The 19,669-nt window shown below is 36.6% G+C and carries 15 protein-coding genes; 11 read left to right on the forward strand and 4 right to left on the reverse strand.

From position 1 onward, the window contains the following. Positions 1 to 3: 3 nt before the first annotated feature. From EDF66_RS15460 to EDF66_RS15505, 10 genes are all read left to right on the forward strand, one after another. On the forward strand, positions 4 to 693 hold the full coding sequence (locus tag EDF66_RS15460; protein WP_132843623.1) for a fasciclin domain-containing protein: 690 nt from the start codon (positions 4 to 6) through the stop codon (positions 691 to 693). Then, positions 693 to 1,715, forward strand: a complete 1,023-nt coding sequence (locus EDF66_RS15465) for a DUF5007 domain-containing protein (RefSeq protein ID WP_132843624.1) — start codon at positions 693 to 695, stop codon at positions 1,713 to 1,715. The genes EDF66_RS15460 and EDF66_RS15465 overlap by 1 nt, the downstream gene beginning before the upstream one ends. 35 nt (positions 1,716 to 1,750) lie before the next feature. Beyond that, positions 1,751 to 4,924: a SusC/RagA family TonB-linked outer membrane protein gene (locus EDF66_RS15470; RefSeq protein ID WP_165902452.1), complete on the forward strand. Its 3,174-nt coding sequence runs from the start codon at positions 1,751 to 1,753 to the stop codon at positions 4,922 to 4,924. An 11-nt stretch (positions 4,925 to 4,935) separates the two neighbouring features. Beyond that, positions 4,936 to 6,444 carry a RagB/SusD family nutrient uptake outer membrane protein gene (locus tag EDF66_RS15475; RefSeq protein WP_132843627.1) on the forward strand — a complete coding sequence of 503 codons (1,509 nt, stop codon included), beginning with the start codon at positions 4,936 to 4,938 and terminating at the stop codon, positions 6,442 to 6,444. A 32-nt stretch (positions 6,445 to 6,476) separates the two neighbouring features. After that, positions 6,477 to 7,163, forward strand: a complete 687-nt coding sequence (locus tag EDF66_RS15480; RefSeq protein WP_165902453.1) for a fasciclin domain-containing protein — start codon at positions 6,477 to 6,479, stop codon at positions 7,161 to 7,163. Positions 7,164 to 7,196: 33 nt separating this feature from the next. Next, positions 7,197 to 8,870, forward strand: coding sequence for a DUF5008 domain-containing protein (locus tag EDF66_RS15485; protein WP_165902454.1), 1,674 nt, complete (start codon positions 7,197 to 7,199; stop codon positions 8,868 to 8,870). Between the two features lie 18 nt (positions 8,871 to 8,888). Beyond that, on the forward strand, positions 8,889 to 10,619 hold the full coding sequence (locus EDF66_RS15490) for a DUF4983 domain-containing protein (protein WP_132843631.1): 1,731 nt from the start codon (positions 8,889 to 8,891) through the stop codon (positions 10,617 to 10,619). A 3-nt stretch (positions 10,620 to 10,622) separates the two neighbouring features. Further along, positions 10,623 to 12,554 carry a M60 family metallopeptidase gene (locus EDF66_RS15495; protein ID WP_132843632.1) on the forward strand — a complete coding sequence of 644 codons (1,932 nt, stop codon included), beginning with the start codon at positions 10,623 to 10,625 and terminating at the stop codon, positions 12,552 to 12,554. 88 nt (positions 12,555 to 12,642) lie between these two features. Next, positions 12,643 to 14,340, forward strand: a complete 1,698-nt coding sequence (locus tag EDF66_RS15500) for an alkaline phosphatase family protein (RefSeq protein WP_132843634.1) — start codon at positions 12,643 to 12,645, stop codon at positions 14,338 to 14,340. Positions 14,341 to 14,551: 211 nt separating this feature from the next. Continuing rightward, a complete protein-coding gene (locus EDF66_RS15505; RefSeq protein ID WP_132843635.1) occupies positions 14,552 to 14,950 on the forward strand; it encodes a hypothetical protein in 399 nt (132 codons plus the stop codon). 26 nt (positions 14,951 to 14,976) lie between these two features. Here the strand turns inward: EDF66_RS15505 and EDF66_RS15510 are convergent, their stop codons facing one another. From EDF66_RS15510 to rbfA, 4 genes are read right to left on the reverse strand one after another with little or no spacing between them, the layout of a single operon-like run. Beyond that, a complete protein-coding gene (locus EDF66_RS15510) occupies positions 14,977 to 15,624 on the reverse strand; it encodes a hypothetical protein (RefSeq protein WP_132771501.1) in 648 nt (215 codons plus the stop codon). 1 nt (position 15,625) lies between these two features. Then, on the reverse strand, positions 15,626 to 16,717 hold the full coding sequence (locus tag EDF66_RS15515) for an aminotransferase class V-fold PLP-dependent enzyme (RefSeq protein WP_132843637.1): 1,092 nt from the start codon (positions 16,715 to 16,717) through the stop codon (positions 15,626 to 15,628). Further along, positions 16,701 to 17,351, reverse strand: coding sequence for a leucyl/phenylalanyl-tRNA--protein transferase (aat, locus tag EDF66_RS15520; RefSeq protein ID WP_021190577.1), 651 nt, complete (start codon positions 17,349 to 17,351; stop codon positions 16,701 to 16,703). Before aat ends, EDF66_RS15515 begins: the two co-directional genes overlap by 17 nt. A gap of 30 nt (positions 17,352 to 17,381) precedes the next feature. Further along, positions 17,382 to 17,753: a 30S ribosome-binding factor RbfA gene (rbfA, locus tag EDF66_RS15525; RefSeq protein ID WP_132771498.1), complete on the reverse strand. Its 372-nt coding sequence runs from the start codon at positions 17,751 to 17,753 to the stop codon at positions 17,382 to 17,384. 510 nt (positions 17,754 to 18,263) lie between these two features. Here rbfA and argH point away from each other — a divergent pair. After that, positions 18,264 to 19,595, forward strand: a complete 1,332-nt coding sequence (argH, locus tag EDF66_RS15530) for an argininosuccinate lyase (RefSeq protein WP_021190579.1) — start codon at positions 18,264 to 18,266, stop codon at positions 19,593 to 19,595. The last annotated feature ends 74 nt before the right edge of the window (positions 19,596 to 19,669 follow it).

Raw genomic sequence — 19,669 nt, forward strand, 5'->3', positions numbered from 1 at the left:
TGTATGAAGATTTTAAATAATAATTTTTTTGTATTAGCCATCATCGGAATTGTCTCCCTTTGGCTATGCTCATGTAATAAAAGTGAATCACCTTATTACGATTATGAGAATAAAGTGCAGACCTATAATGGAAATGCACTAGACTATCTACAAGCACAACCTGATGGAACTTTTGATTCCTTGCTTTTGGTTTTGAAAAGATTTCCAAATCTGGAAGATTCGCTTAGGAATCAAGAATTGACTCTGTTTGCGCCGGTCAATAAAAATTTTGCATCAGCTCTTAAATATTTAAATAATATGCGTAGAAGCTCTGGTTTACCAAATGTGTATTTATCAGATGCTAACAAGGCACAGCTGGATACCATGATCTGTAAATACATTGTGAGAGGTAAAAAAACTACCGATGCTTATATGGAGGATACAGATGGTGTTTTGGTCAAATCAATTGTATTTGATTACCCGATGCATGTCAGATATGCAAAAATGAGTTCTTCCGGATTTGTTGAAGGTGGAGCGAGCATTCTAAATTTTAGTGAAACTTTTGGTTCAACCTTTAAGAAAGACTGGGTAACTACTAAAGCCAATACAGTAAATATCAGAACAAATAATGCGACAATCAATATTTTAGACCCGATTCACAATTTTGGGTTTGATGAATTTACGCGCAGATTAGTTTTAAATGAAGAGAAATAATGAAAAGAATTCTAAATATATTCAAGATTGGTTTACCTGTAATGGTCTTTGGATTGTTTTTTTCGGCTTGTAAAAAGAATTTACCTGACGAAAGGTTATCAATAGCCAATGATTCGAAATATGTAACCACGCTATTTCAACCGGTACTTGGCCGGAATACCTTATTTACCAATATTTTTCAATACGGAAATTCAAGTCGTCCTTTGGATTTTAAAATTGTGAATATGCGCAAGTTTAATGGAGATCCAGCCCCTGAATTAACACAATTATATCCAGTGACAGTATGGAAACAGATTTATGATGGTACAGAAAAATCTTTAGCTGAAATTGAAGCGAAGCGAACCATTGAAAATCATCCATTATTTGAAATTAGACCACACGCTGGTGATTTTGTGATGTGGTCTTCGGCTAATTCTAATATGGTGAGTGCACAACCAGATTCTGGCTATGTCTTCGATGTCGAGATGTCCAATTCTGGAGGTCGTAAGTATTTTCAAAATATGCGCCTCATGCCCTTCAGGGAACGTCCTTATGAACCTTCAAATTTAGATCCCATCACTGGACAGGCAACAAGTGTTTCCGTTAGCCCATCAGGGGTCTTCATCATGGGTGAACGCGGACAGTACATGAGTAGTTTTTTTGATGTGCAGGTCCTGTTTAGGAAAACAGGAAATGGAAATAGCTTGACTTTCAAATTTGCAGATTCCTTATCCAATCCGATAGATCCGAATAAATTCGATGAAACGAATTGGGCAGGCTTAGTACATGGTTTCAATATGACGAAGGATGCAACAAAAGTACGTTATGATGTCGCTTATCCGATTCCATTAAGTGCTTATCCAACTCCTTACACAACATTAAGTGGTGGACAGGCTAGCATTTCATTTAAGTTTAGTCGCATTGGCTTTGGTAATATACTTGAAAAAAACTACCTCAACTTTAATTTTAACATTTTTCAAAAGGGTGATTGGGAGCTGACCTTTTGGTTTAGAAGAGACAAACCAAAATTTGATAATGATTAATGAATCAATATAAACTTAAATTAAATACATTTCAAATGAAGCATATATATACGCTAGTTATATTGTTGTTTTTTGGAACGCAACAAGTTGCTTTTGCACAACAGCAGATAAAAGTAACGGGGGTTGTCATAGACGGTGCCTCGAGTTCTCAAGAAGCAATTTCCGGTGTGAGTATCAGTACCGGAGGTAAAGCAATAGGAAGTACGGACAGGTCGGGTAAATTTACGATCACGGTTCCAAATAATGCTTCCATTATTTTTAGATCGATTGGTCATAAATCTGTTACCGTAAAAGTTGACAATAAAACGTACCTCTCCGTGACCATGTCACCTACAAGTGAGATGTTGGGGGAGGTCAAAGTAACCAGTGGTTATCAGCAGAAAACAAGAGCTACGAATACAGGCTCTATTGTTACCATTTCAGGTAAAGATATACAGGGACAGCCTGCAGGTGATGTGATGTCATTATTGCAAGGTCGTGTCGCGGGTTTAAATATTCAAAATAATACAGGTGCACCAGGATTTAGAGGAAGTGTCACGATTCGTGGTATTTCCAACATCAATGTCTCTGGAAGTGGAGACGCGGCATTCTTGACACCAACTTCTCCTTTATATGTCATCGATGGTGTTCCGGTAGACGATAATGCAAATTTTTCTTACGGTTTCCAACAAGCAGGACCTGGTGTATCACCAGCATCACAGATTCCACCGGAAGATATTGAAGATATTCAGGTACTTAAAGATGCTGCTGCAACATCTTTATACGGATCGCGTGGCGCTTATGGTGTTATTTTAATTACAACAAAAAGAGGTAATTCAAAAGTTCCAGTAGTGCGCTATAATGGTGCGGCCTTTATGTCGGCAGTACCACAATTAAAAGCTGTTATTGGCGGTAAAGATGAGCGATTATTAAGGATCGCACAGATTATGCGCTTTGATACCTCTTGGAATCATGCCTTAGATTTGGTAAACCAAACCCCATTTTTATCAGACAGTTTAAATCCTTATTATAATAACTCTACCGATTGGCAGTCCTATTTTTATAAGCCAACCTATAACCAGACTCATAATCTCAATGTATCCGGTGGTGATGTGAAGTTTAATTATAAGGTTGCAATGGGTATTTACGATGAAAAAGGTATTCAGGAAAATACAGGTTACTCGCGTTATAACTTGAATATGAATATGATCTATAATCCGACTTATAAATTCAAATTATTAGCGCAATTGAATAACTCCATCCAGAATCAAAGGATGGGTAGCGGAAATGGATTGATGAATTCTGGTATTGCAGACGGAGGAAATTCATCTTCTTTATTACCGGCACCATCCTTATATTCATCGGTCAATTCGGTTTTAGGAGCATTGAATACGGATGATGATAATAAAGTTTTGACAACATCTGCGATTGTCAATGTAGCTTACGATTTCTTTAAGAATTTTAAAGTGGAGACCACGTTAAATTATACCGGAACATCCAGTACAAAAGATAACTTCTCACCAGCCGCATTAAATGCAAATCAGGCACAGTATTACACTTATAACGATAGAGCAACTACATTGTATAATCGTAACCAGATGTCCTATGTGTTTTCATTGAAAGAAGATGGAGAAGACGCGCATAATTTTAACTTTTTCGCATTTAACGAGATAAGATCATCATTCTTTAAAGCAGATGCAATGTTGAATGATCGTGTTGTCAATGATCAGTTGAGAGGGCCGATCGTAAAGCAGACAAGTTATTTAAGTTCCAAAGGTGGTACAATCGGCTATACGGATACACGGGCAGTGGCATTTTCAGGCAATTTTGCATACGATTATAAGCAGAAATATGTTATCAATTTCTCTTACCGTGCTGACGGTCTGTCGACCAATGGTCCAGATGCAGGTTATGTTAAAAACCCTGCGATTTCTGCAAAATGGAATTTTGAAAAAGAAAATTTCATGAAAGATAAGGAATGGTTGGATTATGGATCCTTCCGTCTGAGTTATGGTTCCAATATTACACCTAATGGAAGTATTTATCAATCTTATGGAAAATATTATGGCGGAGATAATTATAATAATCAGAAAACTGTTGTTACAGATTTAAAATTTTTACCGAATCGGTCGTTGGAGCCTACTCGCGCGACTACTTTAAATGCGGGTTTTGATATTTCAGTATTCAATAATAGGTTAACCTTAAATATTGATAGCTACTACAAGCAAAATGATAATGTTTTTAGAGAGAAAGCGATTTCATCTTCAAATTCATTCGAGAATATTGCTTCTACAGAAATCAGTAATGTAAATTATGGTTGGGAGTTTCAAGCAACTGCTCGTCCATTAAGTGCAACAAGCCCCTTCAAATGGACAATGTCAGGTTCGTTTGCAATCAACCGTGAAGTATTGGCAGCATTGCCGGATGGTTTAAGAGAAATGATCTATTATGATCCAGGAAACCAACAGGATATCTATTATAGATTAGGTATCAATTCTTTGTCTAACTATCTATTTAATACAAAAGGTGTTTATAGTACCAATGCTCAAGTCCCTGTAGATCCAGCAACTGGTCTACCTTATCGTGTGGGTAGCAATGATATCTTAAATTACTTTAAAGCAGGTGATCCTATTTTCACCGATTTAGATGGAAACTATGTTTTAGATAACTATGATCGCGTAATTGCCGGTAATTCTCAACCGCAGATTACCGGTGGTTTTACTTCCCTATTACAGTACAAGAGCTGGAGTTTTGAAGTCAATACATCATTCACATTGAAACGTGATATTATGAATAATACCTTGGCTAGCCAGTTCGGTGCATTTACAGATCCTGCTATACAATATGATCCGTGGAAATTGGTTGCATTACCGCCTATTTCACAATTGGATTATTGGAAAGCAGTTGGCGATCAGGCAACTTATGGAAACCCATTGGATTTTGTACGCGCACGTCGCTTAAACCCTTTCAGGGGTAATCAGACCTTATTCCAAGAAGATGGATCTTATTTCAAATTAAATGCGGTAAAAGTGTATTATAATTTTGATCAGAACTGGTCAAGAAGATATGGAATGAACCGTGTAAGTATTAATGGTACAGTTTCCAATTTGTTTTATATCACCCGCTATACAGGAGCTAATCCGGAAAACGTGAGTGCATTAGGTAAAGATTCTGGAGGTAACTATCCACTTCCTAAGCAATTTGCTTTAGGATTGAATATTGAGTTTTAATTGTTGATATCATGAAAATAAAAAAATTAGCATATATACTTGCCGTTACAGCACTTGTATTATCTACATCAAGCTGTGATAAATTTCTGAATGTGACCCCTATTGACGCTTTATCAGGGAATAATTTTTGGGAAACCAAAAAAGATGTAGAAGGCTATACAAATGGGATATACCTGAGGTTAAAAACTAAAATAGGAAATACCGCATTATTACCCAGTTTGGAAATTAGAGGTAATTGGATTGGTTCGTCAAGCGGTCCAATAACTTATATAAATTTAATTTATAATAACTTGAAAGGGATTATAGGTGGGGGAGATGATTTTGATGGTGTTATAAGAGAGAATATGAGCTGGAAGGGATGGTACGATGTGATTGCCGCCAGCAATATTCTTCATGCCGAAGTCGGAAATATGCCTGAATCTATTATATCAGCTTCAGAAAAAAAGCGTTATCAGGCGGAAGCGGTTTTTACGCGTAATTTGAGTTATATGTACATCTGTAAGATGTTTGGCGATGCCATTTATTATACAGATGCCTATAACAGTAAACCATTACCACGATTACCGCAACTTGAAGTACTGAAAAAATGTATCGCAGATATGAATTCAGCCAAGGATAATCTTCCTGTTAAATATCCTGAAGCATCACTATTAGGTCTTAGACCGACACGTGCCTCTGCTGTAGCGTTATTGATGCATTTAAATATGTGGGCAGCAGCTTGGGATACAGCAGATAAATCAGTATACTATAAATCAGTGACTGCTTTAGGTGAAGAATTAAAAACATATACAGACTATCGACTTTTGCCGATCACAGTTGAAAATACCAAACGTATCTTTAAAGGCCGTTCATCCGAAAATCTGTTCAGTATCTTACAAGATTATAATTATGGCGAGACCTTTGCAGATTATGCTAATTCCTCCTACTTTTTTTCACATTATCCTTATAGAGGAACTGTAACGACCACTACAAGCCGAATGGCTTATCAAGGGAATTATCTTGAAAAACTATATCCAGCTGGTATTGCTGATCAAAGACGTGCCCTTTGGTTTGATAATGTTAGTGAAAATTCTCTGACCTTCCAGTTTAAGAAATTTATCAATACCTACGCTAGAGGTTCGGGTTCTGGTGTCACGATGGTCAGTGATGATAGCGCCATTATTTTTAGATTGTCCGATGCAATTTTATTAGTTGCTGAAGCACATGCCGAACTCGGACAGGAAACAGAAGCTAAAGCTTTTTTGAACCAAATTAGATTAAATGCAGGTGCTTCGGAAATCACTACAGGGGGTGAAACCTTGAAAGATGATATTTTTAAAGAAAGATGTCGGGAGCTAATAGGTGAAGGACAGTATTATTTTGACCTAGTTAGAACAAAGCGTGTTGTCAATTCGGAATTTGCTAATTCACCAATGAGTGTTGGTAATTTTAATAATGGCGCATGGACTTGGCCATTGATCATCACAGCCGAAGAGCGTAATGCTAACCCAGGTTTAATCGGAAACAATTTTTGGAATTAATCATTATGAATTTAAAAAATAGAATCTTTTATATGATCATAGCACTGGCTGTGCTATTTTCTACCAGTTGTAAAAAATATTATTATGATTCGGGTGTTCACGATCCCAAATTTGAAGGATCGACATTAGCTTATATGAAGACAAAACAACCATTTTTTGATTCGACCCTTACGATTATCAATTTAGCGGGATTGGATGATGTCTTGGATAAAGAAAATGTAACTTTTTTTGCTCCCCCTAGTGGATCTGTGAATAAAGCAATTATACAGCTCAATAGATACCTTAGATTTGAAGGACGTGATACCGTATCAAAACTTACGCAAATCAAACCTGCAGTATGGAAGAACACACTTCTGCAATATATATTCAAAAGTTCTTCTTTAATGAAAGATTATCCACAGCGCGATACCCTTTCATATATTGCCTTTCCAGGTCAAAATTATACCAGTTATTCAGGACGTATCATGAATATTGGGGTAATTTTTAATAATGCAGGAGGTGTACAATATGCCGGATACCGTCAATTATTTTTGGCCTACATTCCAGATCTATCAAATCCACAGGTTGCTTTGCAAAATAACCCTGTAGCAACTTCCGATATCCAGACCAATAATGGGGTGTTGCATGTGCTCACGCGTATCAAACACACATTTGGATTTAATACGTTAAAGTTTATCGATGAAGCGATTGCAGCGGGTATTACACCTGCAACACCATAATTAATTATTTCAATTTAATAAATGATTCGAAAGATGTTACGTAATATAAAATATAGAACAAGATTGCTTATCATGCTAGTAGTGGGACTTTCCTTTGTGGTAGGGGCCTGTTCAAAAAGCAAGGGATTAGCAGACGATCCATATGCTGGGGGGAAAGAGGTGTTGGATATCGGTTTTGTTTCCAAAACAACAGATCCTGATATTGTAGAAGCGGGAAGTACCTTAGATTTGAAAGTCAGAGGTCTAATGAAGTATAAGGATGTATTTAAGTTATTTGTCAATGAGATAGAAGCTGAAGTACTCAATTATACAGATACAACCATTCAATTTGTTGTACCCTTAACAGCAAGTACTGGAAGTGTTTGGATCACTGCAAACGATCAGTCATTTTTTGGCCCGATTGTCAAAATTGGTGGAAAAGTTTCACTTGACCCAAGCTTCAAAGTAATAAATGGAGCATCGACTATAGGTGAAGGTTTTGGTTCTGGGATATTTAGTACTGCGTTATTGCCGAATGGTAATATTTGGTTAACTGGATATTTCAATAATTTCGAACAGCAGGGAACCGAAAAGACACCAAATGGTGGAATTGCCCAGATTGGTGCTGAAGGAAACTATTCAACCGAAGGTGTTAACTTCGGCATAGGTGTCGTAGGAGGTTTAAAAGCGATCACGTCAATCAATCGCATCACTTCTGGTTCGCAAAATGGAAAATACATCATTGCGGGTAGTTTTAATGCTTATAATAGTCGTAGAGAAAATCGCCGTACCATTGGAAGCATTACAAAATTAAATGCAAATGGCTCTTTAGATACGGTTCGAACTACCGAAATTGTCAATCCAAAGCCCGAAATAACGTGGAAAAATGCCGATACAATTCCATCATTTAATGGCGGAGTATTGGGATTTATTAGAAAAACTTTTGTTTTTGGTGAACAGGTTTATGCGATAGGAGGTTTTACAGCCTATCTGCGTATGTTTCTTCCCAATTCAAGCTACGATGAAAAGATTTATGATATTACCCGTATGTCACAATTGGTACGCATGAACCTAGACGGCTCAATGGATTCAACGTTTCATTTTAATCGTGAGGCACGTCAGAGCCCCGTTGGCGCAAATGGTGGAATTGCCGATGCAATAATGCAAACAGATGGAAAGTTAATTCTGGTCGGGAGCTTCACAACCTTTAATAATGAACAAGCAAACCATATCGTAAGATTAAACTTGGATGGTTCTATTGACAAATCATTCCAATCAGGAGCGGCAGCTAATGGGGATATTTATTCAATTCGCTTTAATGCTAAAACAAATAAAATAATTGTGACCGGTAATTTTACGACCTATAATGGAAAGCCTTCATCAACGCTGGCGGTATTAAATGCGGACGGATCGGTTGATGCTACATTTAATGGCGAACTGATTAGTGGCGGAGGTGCTACTTTTGCTGCGCAATTGAATAGTGGAAAAATACTCGTGACTGGAAGTTTTAATAAGTATGGAACCTATTTACGTCAAGGTTTTATGATTTTAGAACCAGATGGAAAATTAGCTGTTGGTTATAATAATACTGGTGGTTTTCAGGGAAGAGTATATGATATGATCGAAACAGAAAATGCAAAAGAATCAAAAGTAATTCTGGTCGGTGAGATCAGCAGGTTCAATGCATCCATCTTACATAATATAGTAAGAATTAGCATTTCTAAATAAGTCCCAATTTATTTAAATATGAAAAGAGAAATAAAATCAAAGATAGGTATGAAAATGTTGGGTGTTGCAGCTTTTATAGCTACAATCCTAGTCAGTTCATCCTGTAACAAAGAGTTTGTGAATACACTTCCAGATTCTTTTAAAAATGATACCCTAGGAGTAGGTGATGGTTCAAGGAGAGTCTTGTATCTTATTTTAGATGGAGTTAAAGGATCTGTCGTAGAGAGCCTCGGACCTAAAAACATTAGTTTAATCACAAAAAGATCCATGTTTACTTATGATGGATTAGCCGATTTTCAGCGCAATAACTTAACAGACGCAGGGGCATGGACAACGATGTTGACAGGAGTCGATTATACAAAACATCAAGTTCAATCAAATGATTTCAGTGGATTTGATAATCAAAAAACACCTACAGTTTTTACACGATTGAAAGCTGAAATTAAAAATGTGAGAACAGTTTCATTTGCTTCTGCAACAGGATTAAACAGTACTCTGGCAAAAGATGCAACAGAAAAGAAAAATTTGGCAAATGACGCTGCTGTAAAAGATGCGGTTATTGCGGAGTTGTCTACCCAAGACCCATCGTTATTGGTAGCCCAGTTTAAAGGTGCTAAAGAAGCTGCCGGGAATGACTACTCAGAGGATAATACCGCGTATACAGCTGCTATTGGCAAGCTCGATGATTATGTAGGAGAGATTATGGCCGCGTTACAAGCTAGAAAAACATACAATGGTGAAAATTGGTTGGTGATTATTGCTTCCAATAAAGGGGGAGGAGCTTCTGGCGGTGAGCCGGGATCAAATATTTATGAAGATGAATCGCGAAATACATTTGTTACTTTTTACAACCCTAAATTCACTTCTGCCAATTATGTGAAGCCTAACGTCGATGCATTACCTTATGCAGGAGTTGGACCTAGATTCGCTTCTAATAATGGAAGTACGAATGGGGTTGCATTTTTAAATAGTAATACTTCCATTGGTAATTTTGGAACCACAGGAGAATACACCCTAATGTTTAAAGTTCGTAATGACATTGGTAGAGAAGTCAATTACCCGATGTTCGTGGGTAAAAGAGATCCTGCTAGTACGGGAGTAAACGAAGGTGGATGGGGATTTTTAATGGGTGGTAATTCATTTCAGATTGATTGGGCATTGTATAATCGCCCTAGTGGTAAAATTAATCAGATTGATGGGGTTTGGCATACAATGGGATTTACGATCGCTCCAAGCGGAAGTGCACGTAATCTTAAAGTATTTGCAGATGGAGCTTTGCAGAATACTTCAAATATTGCTGGAAGAAATGCAGACAATAATTATCCATTAAGAATAGGCACCGATGCCTCATCTAATTCAAATATCTTAGTTAGGGATTTGGTAATTCTGAATAAAGCACTTACAGATGCAGAAATGGGGACATATATGAGGAAAGAATTTGGAATCGATAATCCATACTTTGCAAATGCAATTGGATTTTGGCCAGGAAATGAAGAATCTGGTGAAAAGATGTTCGACCGTTCAGGAAAAGGTAATAATTTTGATTTTAGTGAGTCGATCCAATTTGCAAACTTTATGGATATTTCTCCGAATATTTCTCCAAATATATCGCAATCAGCATTTTTAGCGGTACCAAATGGTGTCGATATTCCGGTTATGATTTATAATTGGATGAACATATCTGTTCCAAAAACTTGGGGATTAATGGGTAAATTTTATAACCCTACTATTAACTTACCAAAAGACTAACTTATGAAACTTAATCAATTTACGGCAATATTTAGTATGACGATGTTGTTAGCCGTAACATCGTGTTCTAAGTATGGTTATAATATACCGGACGGTTATCCGGATGACTCAAAAAATGAAGCTGGTGGAGTTATTGATACCAATCTCAAACTTATAGATAAATCCATGTATGCTAAAGCCAGAGTTTTTCCCGGCTTAGTAGATATTGCAGAACCACGTGTGGTCGACGCAAAATTTACTTTGGATTTGAATTTTACAAAGCAAACAACGCTTAACCTTAGAATATCGGTTGCCCCGGAACCACAGTTTAGTACAGGATATTATGCCGCGCCAGGAGAACTCATTAAGATTGTGGTACCACAGGGAATTGAAGGACTTTCCGTGCAGATTGGTGGACATACCGATAATTTAACAGGAAAATTTCCGCTCTTGCGCGATCCGATTATTTACATGCGTCAGCAACTTTATCCTGGAAATAATTTTGTTCGTAACTTATATGGAGGTACGATCTATATCCGTCCAGATCGGGCGTATCCAAATCCGGTTGAATTTACGATCACTAATGCATGTGTTTCGCCCGACTTTGTGCTAGGACAGTCTAACAATGACCAATGGATCGAAAAAGTGAAAGCTTCTAAAGTGCCATGGTTGGAGTTAAGAACGAAACGGGTGGTATTTCTTGTCCCTAGAGATCGCGTTGTAAAATCGTTTACATCTTCAGAACCGTTTACCAATCCAACTGCGGTAATGACTAAATGGAATGATGTATTTGAATTGGATTACAATGGCTGGATGGGATTGTCAGACGATGCAGAAGATGAAAGAGACCGTAGTCCTCAGGGAGCTTGGAGAGGTGTATTGGATATTCAGCTAACGAATGGCTATGGACATAGTGGTTTTCCATTTGTTGGTTACAATGATTCCGAATGGTTTGGCGGTATGACAAGTCTTAAAGCCATCAGTACCAGCGACGGCATGTGGGGCTCTTATCACGAGTTTGGCCACAACTGTCAGCAGGGTGGTATCTGGAGCTGGAGTACGTTAGGCGAAACAACTAATAATTTATTTAGTTTTAAAGTAGCCAATCGTATTGGTGCAAATTACAGTGTTTTGCATCCTGCTGTTACCAGTGATTTTCCTGAGGCAATCGCTTATGCCACTCGAACAGGTGTTGCTAAAAATTTTGATGTGGACTGGGGCGATGCACCATTTAAACGAATGACACCATTTGTACAGATATTTGAGTTATACGGTTATGGAGCAATGACACATTTATATAAAGAAGCGCGTAAAGCTACACGATATAATCCAAATGATATTACCATGCATAATTGGGTTTATGAAAAGTTATCAGATTACACTAAAACAGATTTAGCGCCATTCTTTGATGCTTGGGGTATAACCTATAGTCCTTCTGTTGCCGTTAAAGTATCTAAAAAGTATCCATTATTGTCACAAACAATATGGACCTATAATCCTTTAAACAAAACAGGTGGAACAGGTACTATCGTATATAAAACAACTGTTGTTTCTACAAGCTGTCCTGCACAAGAAGGATCAGTTAATGATTTGGTTGATGATAATGTAAATACCTTCTACCACTCAAAATATAGTGATATAGGACCTACAGAAAGCTATCCTTTTAGTTTTGTGTTCAATGCAGGGGCAATTATGCCGATCAAAGGGATGTACTTTAATGGAAGACCAGGAGGTAATAGAGAGGGAGATGGAAAAGATATCGAAATCTATTCTAGTCCAGATAATATTGAATACACAAAAATTGGAGAAGCAACTCTGCCTGCAAGCAACAATAGATTTGAATATATTTTTCCAAAAGGTAATGTAACTGGAAAATTCTTTAAAGTAATTGTAAAAAATGGATACAAAGCTAATCCATATGTGGTATTTGGTGAAATGAATTTGATTAGACCGTAATTGTTGAATGAATAAGGATGAAACAGTGTTAAATGAAAGCTATTTGTGCTTTCATTTAACAGAGTCTCTCTATCAAAAAAATATGTAGATGAAAGTAAATTTAAAAATATTTAGAACTTTTTTATTCGTTGCAGTAGGTGTTTCATCTTTTACAGCTTGTAAAAAATACGACAATCCTCCTCCTGTATTTGAGGATATTAAAGACTTTAATGGTACTCAGCGTAAGGTTATTGTGATCAGTATTGACGGTTTGTCTGGTGAAGAGCTACAAAAAGCTGTGCCAACAAATCTGGCCGCTTTACAGAAGAATTCCAAATATTCGTTTAACACATTACCTACAACATCAAATGCAGCAGGTTGGGTTTCGATGTTAACAGGGACAGGTTTTTCAAAACATCAAACAAGTGCTGATAATTTTGAAAGAACGGAGCATGGCGATGATGAAGAACATGGCGAAATTGTTAATTTTAGAAATGTACTGGATTATGTTACCCAATACAAATCAGTAAGCACAGCGATGGTAACAACTTGGGATGAACTAAGAAATTACGTAAGAAATGCAGATTATGCACCTGATGTTAATTCAGATCTCGCAGTTAAAGATAGTACCATTAGCCTCTTGAGTAAGGTAAATAGCTTAGGCACTATTATGGTTAATTTACGTGATGTGCAAAAAGCAGGTGAAGACGGTGGTTATACGATGAATAATGCAAAGTTTAAAAGTGCAATCGTTAAGTCGGATGAATACATCGGAAATATTGTTGAAGCCATTAAAGCCAGAAAAAATTACACTAAGGAGGATTGGTTAGTTATTGTTACCACAAACCATGGCGGAAGCAATACAGATGCGAAAAGCGGATTTACGATTGTAAGCCAACCTAATTTGAAGGAATATGAATTGAAAAAATCGGGATTCAATCCGGCGCTTTTAACAGGAACCTCCGCCAGAGCAATAGTACCAAACGATAATGGTCTGTATGATGGGGGGGAAACTAAAGATTTTACAGTACAAATGGATGTTAAGTTTAAAGTACATCAATATTGGCCAGGATTTTTGTCTAAAGGAAGTGATTTGAGGGGGTCAAATATGACGGGATGGCTTTGGTTTCAGGAGAATAACAAGTGGGCTGTTGTATTTGGAGGAACACAAAACGGAGGAAGCGGTAAAACTCAAATTGTTGGAGGTGATAACGCGGGAGATGGTGATTGGCACACCTTAACAATGGTTGTAAAAACGACGGGATCTCCCGCTACTGCACGTACTGTAACGCTTTACACCGATGGTGTACTGAGTAACTCAGGTAGTATATTGGCAAATAAGAGCTTAAAGGTAGAGGATGCTTTAAGAGTGGGACATAAATATGTTGACGATACTGGTAATGATTTAAGTCTTTATACGGCTAATCTGGCTTATTATAATGTCGCACTTGATGCCACAACAATTAAAAATGCTATTAATTTAAAAGATATCACAAAACATCCAAATTATGGTAATCTAATTGGATTCTGGCCAATGGATGAAGGTTCAGAGGGAACATATTTTAACAAGGCTAATGGGGGGTATAATATGAGTTTATCAGGGAACTATAAATGGACCTATTTAGAAGATGATTATGCTCCAGGTACGGAAGCCGTTCCTATTACAGCTAAAATATCTATACCAACGGCTACAAGTGATATTGCAGCGCTTTGTTTGTACTGGATGAATATTGAAATTTTGGCAGATTTCAATTATGATGGAAAACCATATTTGAATAATTTTGAATTGGAATTTCTAAAAGACTAATTATTGGTCCTATAGTGGGATACAACAATACATAGTCAATTTTTACTAATCTAAAACCCCCGAGAAGAACAAATTGTATTCTTTGGGGTTTGCTTTTTTTAGCCATGAACGAGTTTTTTAGGTACGTTTATAGAAATATGAATTTTAATAAAATAAATATCAAAACTCATCAGGCAGATGATTATTTTTGCGCCATATTAATTTGGATATTATGATTGTCATCAGAAAAAGCTTAGCCTTATCAGGTTTGATTCTCTGCCTCTTAGCAGGGATGTTGCCGATGTTGAAGGTACCGATTAAAGGAAATTGGAACCTCTATCAAACAGATGCTGCATTGTTTTTTATTACCTATATGATTATAGGAATAACAGCCCTACTTTTCTTTGTAAGGCAATTAACAGGATATCGCTTGATGACCCGGGTAGCAGCAGTTTGGTACCTGATCAGTATTTCTGCTGTATTTTTTAAGATCAATAACTATTTCGGATGGGGATTTGCAGATCGACTATTATCCAAATCAATACATATGCGTTGGGGGTGGATTGTCTATTTAGTCGGTATTGCACTTTTATTACTGAGTGTGAAAAAAGTAAAGCAGATTGAAGAATAAAAAATAAGCTTGGAAATTTTCCAAGCTTATTTTTTATTCGGACGATGTGAAATAAAATGAGACTTCAGTTTATCTAAGCCTAAATCCTCTTCTTCTTTATCCAGTTCATATATCCATACTTTTTCGCCAAGGATATCGTTGATCTCCTTTGGATTCGTTAAATCGACAGGACGTACACGCTGTTCTTTTACAATTGGATTTTGGATCGCTTGCAAACTGTTGGCATGTCTGATAATCTGAAAACGGAATGTTGGCCATTTACCCACAGTAGCAAAATTCCCAGAGTAGAATTGAACAGAATCATGTTTACTGATTTTTTCAGCAAATATGCCTTTAGCCTTGTTGACATTGGTATCAGCAATGCTAACCAGTAATTCATAAGAAGTCTGATTCACGAGATGTAATTTCGCTAATCCATCTTTATGATCACCAGAAATTGCCAGTAAGATACCCTTCTCAATAAATTTTGAAGGTATTTCTTCAGCTTGTTCATTAAGCTCGTCATCATCACGGCGCATATTTCCATGCACTAAAGTCAATTTACTTGCCTGTACAGGTATTTCAAATCCAGTATCATCTGTTACACCGATGAGGTCATTGGATTGAAAGGAGGTGATATGTCCCTCGATTGGTTCATCTACAAACCGTACTAAATCGCCTATTTTGAAACCCATGTTATTTTAAAATTTTAGTATCAATAATTCTTAATAATTTTTCTAAATCTGTTTCATCATTATAAAGATGGAAACCGATTCTTATACCATTACCACGTGGAAAGCATTTGATATTGTTTTCCATTAATATATTAAAGTGCCCTTGATCAATCTGCAAATTAAAGATTGTACTTGTTTCAACTCTGTTAATAGCCACTTCGGTTAATATTTTCCGTTTACCCAATTCCTGTTTGGCAAGCTTTACTAATTGTTGCGTATAAGCAGCTGTGTGTTCCAATCCGAGTTCGGACAAAAACTCCAGACCCTTTTGTAATGTTCCGTGAGATAAAGTATCTAGATGTCCAGGCTCGAAATAAAGTTGATCGATACCTTTTCCTGCCCACATTTTGTCAATTTCGACGTTTTGTGTGGCCAAGTTTGGAAACAAGATCTGTTTTCCATAATCACTAACAAGAAGGAAGCCGTTGCCATAACCACCTAAAAGCCATTTATAACCACTGGCACCAACAACATCAAATCCCGACTGGGAGAAGTCAAAAACTTCAGTTCCCAAAAATTGAGTACCATCACCAATTATAAGCAATTCCGGAAATTTCTCTTTCAATTGTTTAATAAATTCGAGATTGATTTTGATACCAGAAATGTATTGCACGATACTAAATATAAAAACAGTCGGTTCGTGTTTTTTAATAGCATGGGTAATATGCTCTTCCAACTTTTCATCAACAGGGGTTGTCACATGTTCAAAACCCCTAGAAATAACAGGAAAATTAACAGAAGGATAGTCTCCTTCAAACAATAAAATTTTTGAATCCTTTGGCAAGCGGTCCAACAAAGCATTGAATCCTGTTGAAAAATTAGCGGTGTTATAAACATTGTGAATAGCAGTTGTGAAGAACTTTCCGATACTCTTTTTTACCGCGAGATTAAATTCACCCTGTTTTTCACGCAGATCTGTTGCTGTTGAAAAAAAATCAGCATCTCTTTTCAGACGCCATTCTTTAGATGAGATGGGAATTAAGCCGGAACCTGGTGTAGTTAAATAAGAAACGTCCTCAGGGATATCAAAGTAAGATTTATAAGGTGTTTGCATTTTGTTCTTTTAATATAGAAAGATATTCTTGTTGCGAAATACTTGTACCGCCCATAGAAGCCAAATGTGGCGTATGGAATTGACAATCTACAAATTTCAAGTTGAAATGAGTAGTTAAATAGATGAGAGCAGCTTTTGAAGCATTAGATACGGTGGAAAACATACTTTCACCACAAAACACCTGATTGATATAAATACCATATAGACCACCTACTAATTTTTCATTCTCCCACACTTCTATGGAATGCGCATAATTGATCCGATGTAGTTCCTGATAAGCATCGATCATATCAGAAGTAATCCAGGTTCCGTCTTGATCTTTACGTTCAATCTTAGCACAGCTGTGGATGACTTCGGTGAAAGCCTTGTCGACAGTAATCGAAAATTTATCAGTTTTTAAGATTTGAAGCATACTTTTGCTGATTTTTAAATGCTCTGGAAAGATGACAAACCGTTCATGTGGAGCATACCAAAGTATAGGAGAATCTTCGCTAAACCAAGGAAATATACCATTCTCGTAGGCTAAGATCAGTCTATCCGCACTCAAATCACCACCAACTGCCAGTAAACCATCTTCATCAGCAAGTTCAGGATGTGGAAAGCTAATACTATCAGGATCTAAGTTGAAAACCATTTTTAAAAATAGACAAAAAAACCAGATTGTTTAATCTGGTTGTCTCGTTTCTTTACTAATTTCTTCAAATATTTTATCCATATGCTCTACATATTCATTGGTGTCATCCAAGAAGAAATCCAGTTGTGGAACAATCCGAACTTGATTTTTAATTTTAGAGCCTAATTTGTAGCGAATTTCTGTTGTTTTAGTGCGGATTGCTTTTAAATCCTCAGGAGCTGTTTTGGTATTTAAAAAACTTAAATAAACTCTTGCTATAGCTAAGTCCGGTGTTACACGTACACGCGTAACCGTAATAAATGCCCCAGGAGCCCAACTATTACCTTCGCGTTGCAGTAATTCAGCTAAGTCTTGCTGTAATACACCTGCAAAACGTTGTTGTCTTTTGCTTTCTGTTCCCATCGTTTTAGTTTTTGTTTCGTGAAAATTCACCCTATTATAGGTACAAAGATAAATATAAAAAAGAATAAAGGCATATCTTGGAGGGATATGCCTGTATAATTTTGGTTTATAATTAGTTAGGGTTCAATTTCTTAAAGTTTAGAGACGTTATGGTCTATCATAGTTTGGTTTTTTTACGGTTTTAAAAGTAAGTGTTTGCTAACTTTAAAACGTATATTTTTATATTTCACTCTCCCTTATGATACAAACATATAAAAATTAAATTGTTGTCACAATGGGTGAATTAAAAACAAAGTAATCGCTCACTCACTATCGCTGTTTGCTGAGTTTTAACAAACATTTAACATAAAAATATTTTTATTTAATATAAAATCATACCCACATTACTGTAAAACAATCGATCGAATTCGATCAATTGTCACATCGATCCATAGTATGAGCTGAACTTCAATTGTTTTATTTGTTTTCAAATGGTATTTTTGTCAAGTATATAAATAGCGTACTAAAAAAATGAAAATCTGGCAAAAAAATATAGATGTTGATTCATTTGTCGAATCTTTTACTGTAGGTAATGATCGAGTGATGGATTTGCAGTTAGCAGCCGCTGATGTTTTGGGATCTTTGGCCCATACTCGTATGCTGAATAGTATCAACTTGATGACCGATGAAGACCTTGCTATTGTACAGCAGGAACTGAAAAATATTTATCAAGAAATTAGTGCCGGAGAATTTGAAATAGAGGATTCTGTTGAAGACGTACACTCACAAGTAGAGATGTTATTAACACAGCGGATCGGAGAAGCAGGAAAGAAAATTCATTCCGGACGCTCAAGAAATGATCAGGTACTCGTAGATTTGAAACTGTATTTCAGAACCGAAATCCAAAACATGGTCGGTAATACAGAGATTTTCTTTCAGCAACTGATTAAATTAAGTGAACAATATAAAGATATCCTGATTCCAGGTTATACACATTTGCAGATCGCTATGCCATCCTCATTTGGATTGTGGTTCGGAGCATATGCAGAAAGTTTAGTCGATGATTTGGAATTGATGAAAGCAGCATGGAAAGTATGTAATAAAAATCCTTTAGGATCTGCTGCTGGCTACGGATCTTCTTTTCCTTTAAATCGGACAATGACAACAAATCTATTGGGATTTGATGATTTAAATTATAATGTAGTCTATGCACAAATGGGCAGAGGTAAGACAGAACGTATCTTAGCACAGGCGATGAGTTCCATCGCGGCTACTTTAGCAAAATTTGCCATGGATGTCACCCTATACATCAATCAAAATTTTGGTTTCATTTCATTCCCTGCACATTTAACAACAGGCTCTAGTATTATGCCACATAAGAAGAACCCTGATGTTTTTGAATTGATCCGTTCACGTTGCAACAAAATTCAAGCATTACCCAATGAGATCGCATTGATGACAACTAATCTTCCTTCTGGATATCACCGTGATTTACAATTGCTAAAAGAAAACCTTTTCCCTGCATTTAAGTCATTGAATGATTGTTTAGAAATTGCAACGTTTATGCTAGAACATATTTCAGTGAAAAAAGATGTTTTAGATGATCCAAAATACGATTATCTATTCTCAGTTGAAGTTGTCAATAATGAAGTTCTAAAAGGTGTTCCTTTCCGTGAAGCCTATAAAAATATTGGTATTGCGATTGATGCAGGAGAATTCCAGCCATCAAAAGAAGTGAACCATACCCATGAAGGAAGTATCGGTAATTTAGGTAATGATCAGATACAACGTATGTTTAAAGAAGTAATCGCCGCATTTGGATTTGACAAAGTGGAAAATGCTTTGAGCCAGTTGGTGAAATAGTAACCAATTAGTCGGTTAGAAAGTTAGTGTAAAAAGTAATCTGACTTTCTAACCATTTAACTTTCTAACCAATT

Source organism: Sphingobacterium sp. JUb20, assembly GCF_004342035.1.
GTDB classification, from domain to species: Bacteria; Bacteroidota; Bacteroidia; order Sphingobacteriales; family Sphingobacteriaceae; genus Sphingobacterium; species Sphingobacterium anhuiense.

Bases quoted from the DNA above. Each gene is read 5' to 3' on its own strand.
- EDF66_RS15460 (WP_132843623.1), top strand. From the start codon at position 4: ATGAAGATTTTAAATAATAATTTTTTTGTATTAGCCATCATCGGAATT.
- EDF66_RS15465 (WP_132843624.1), top strand. From the start codon at position 693: ATGAAAAGAATTCTAAATATATTCAAGATTGGTTTACCTGTAATGGTC.
- EDF66_RS15470 (WP_165902452.1), top strand. From the start codon at position 1,751: ATGAAGCATATATATACGCTAGTTATATTGTTGTTTTTTGGAACGCAA.
- EDF66_RS15475 (WP_132843627.1), top strand. From the start codon at position 4,936: ATGAAAATAAAAAAATTAGCATATATACTTGCCGTTACAGCACTTGTA.
- EDF66_RS15480 (WP_165902453.1), top strand. From the start codon at position 6,477: ATGATCATAGCACTGGCTGTGCTATTTTCTACCAGTTGTAAAAAATAT.
- EDF66_RS15485 (WP_165902454.1), top strand. From the start codon at position 7,197: ATGTTACGTAATATAAAATATAGAACAAGATTGCTTATCATGCTAGTA.
- EDF66_RS15490 (WP_132843631.1), top strand. From the start codon at position 8,889: ATGAAAAGAGAAATAAAATCAAAGATAGGTATGAAAATGTTGGGTGTT.
- EDF66_RS15495 (WP_132843632.1), top strand. From the start codon at position 10,623: ATGAAACTTAATCAATTTACGGCAATATTTAGTATGACGATGTTGTTA.
- EDF66_RS15500 (WP_132843634.1), top strand. From the start codon at position 12,643: ATGAAAGTAAATTTAAAAATATTTAGAACTTTTTTATTCGTTGCAGTA.
- EDF66_RS15505 (WP_132843635.1), top strand. From the start codon at position 14,552: ATGATTGTCATCAGAAAAAGCTTAGCCTTATCAGGTTTGATTCTCTGC.
- EDF66_RS15510 (WP_132771501.1), bottom strand. From the start codon at position 15,624: ATGGGTTTCAAAATAGGCGATTTAGTACGGTTTGTAGATGAACCAATC.
- EDF66_RS15515 (WP_132843637.1), bottom strand. From the start codon at position 16,717: ATGCAAACACCTTATAAATCTTACTTTGATATCCCTGAGGACGTTTCT.
- aat (WP_021190577.1), bottom strand. From the start codon at position 17,351: ATGGTTTTCAACTTAGATCCTGATAGTATTAGCTTTCCACATCCTGAA.
- rbfA (WP_132771498.1), bottom strand. From the start codon at position 17,753: ATGGGAACAGAAAGCAAAAGACAACAACGTTTTGCAGGTGTATTACAG.
- argH (WP_021190579.1), top strand. From the start codon at position 18,264: ATGAAAATCTGGCAAAAAAATATAGATGTTGATTCATTTGTCGAATCT.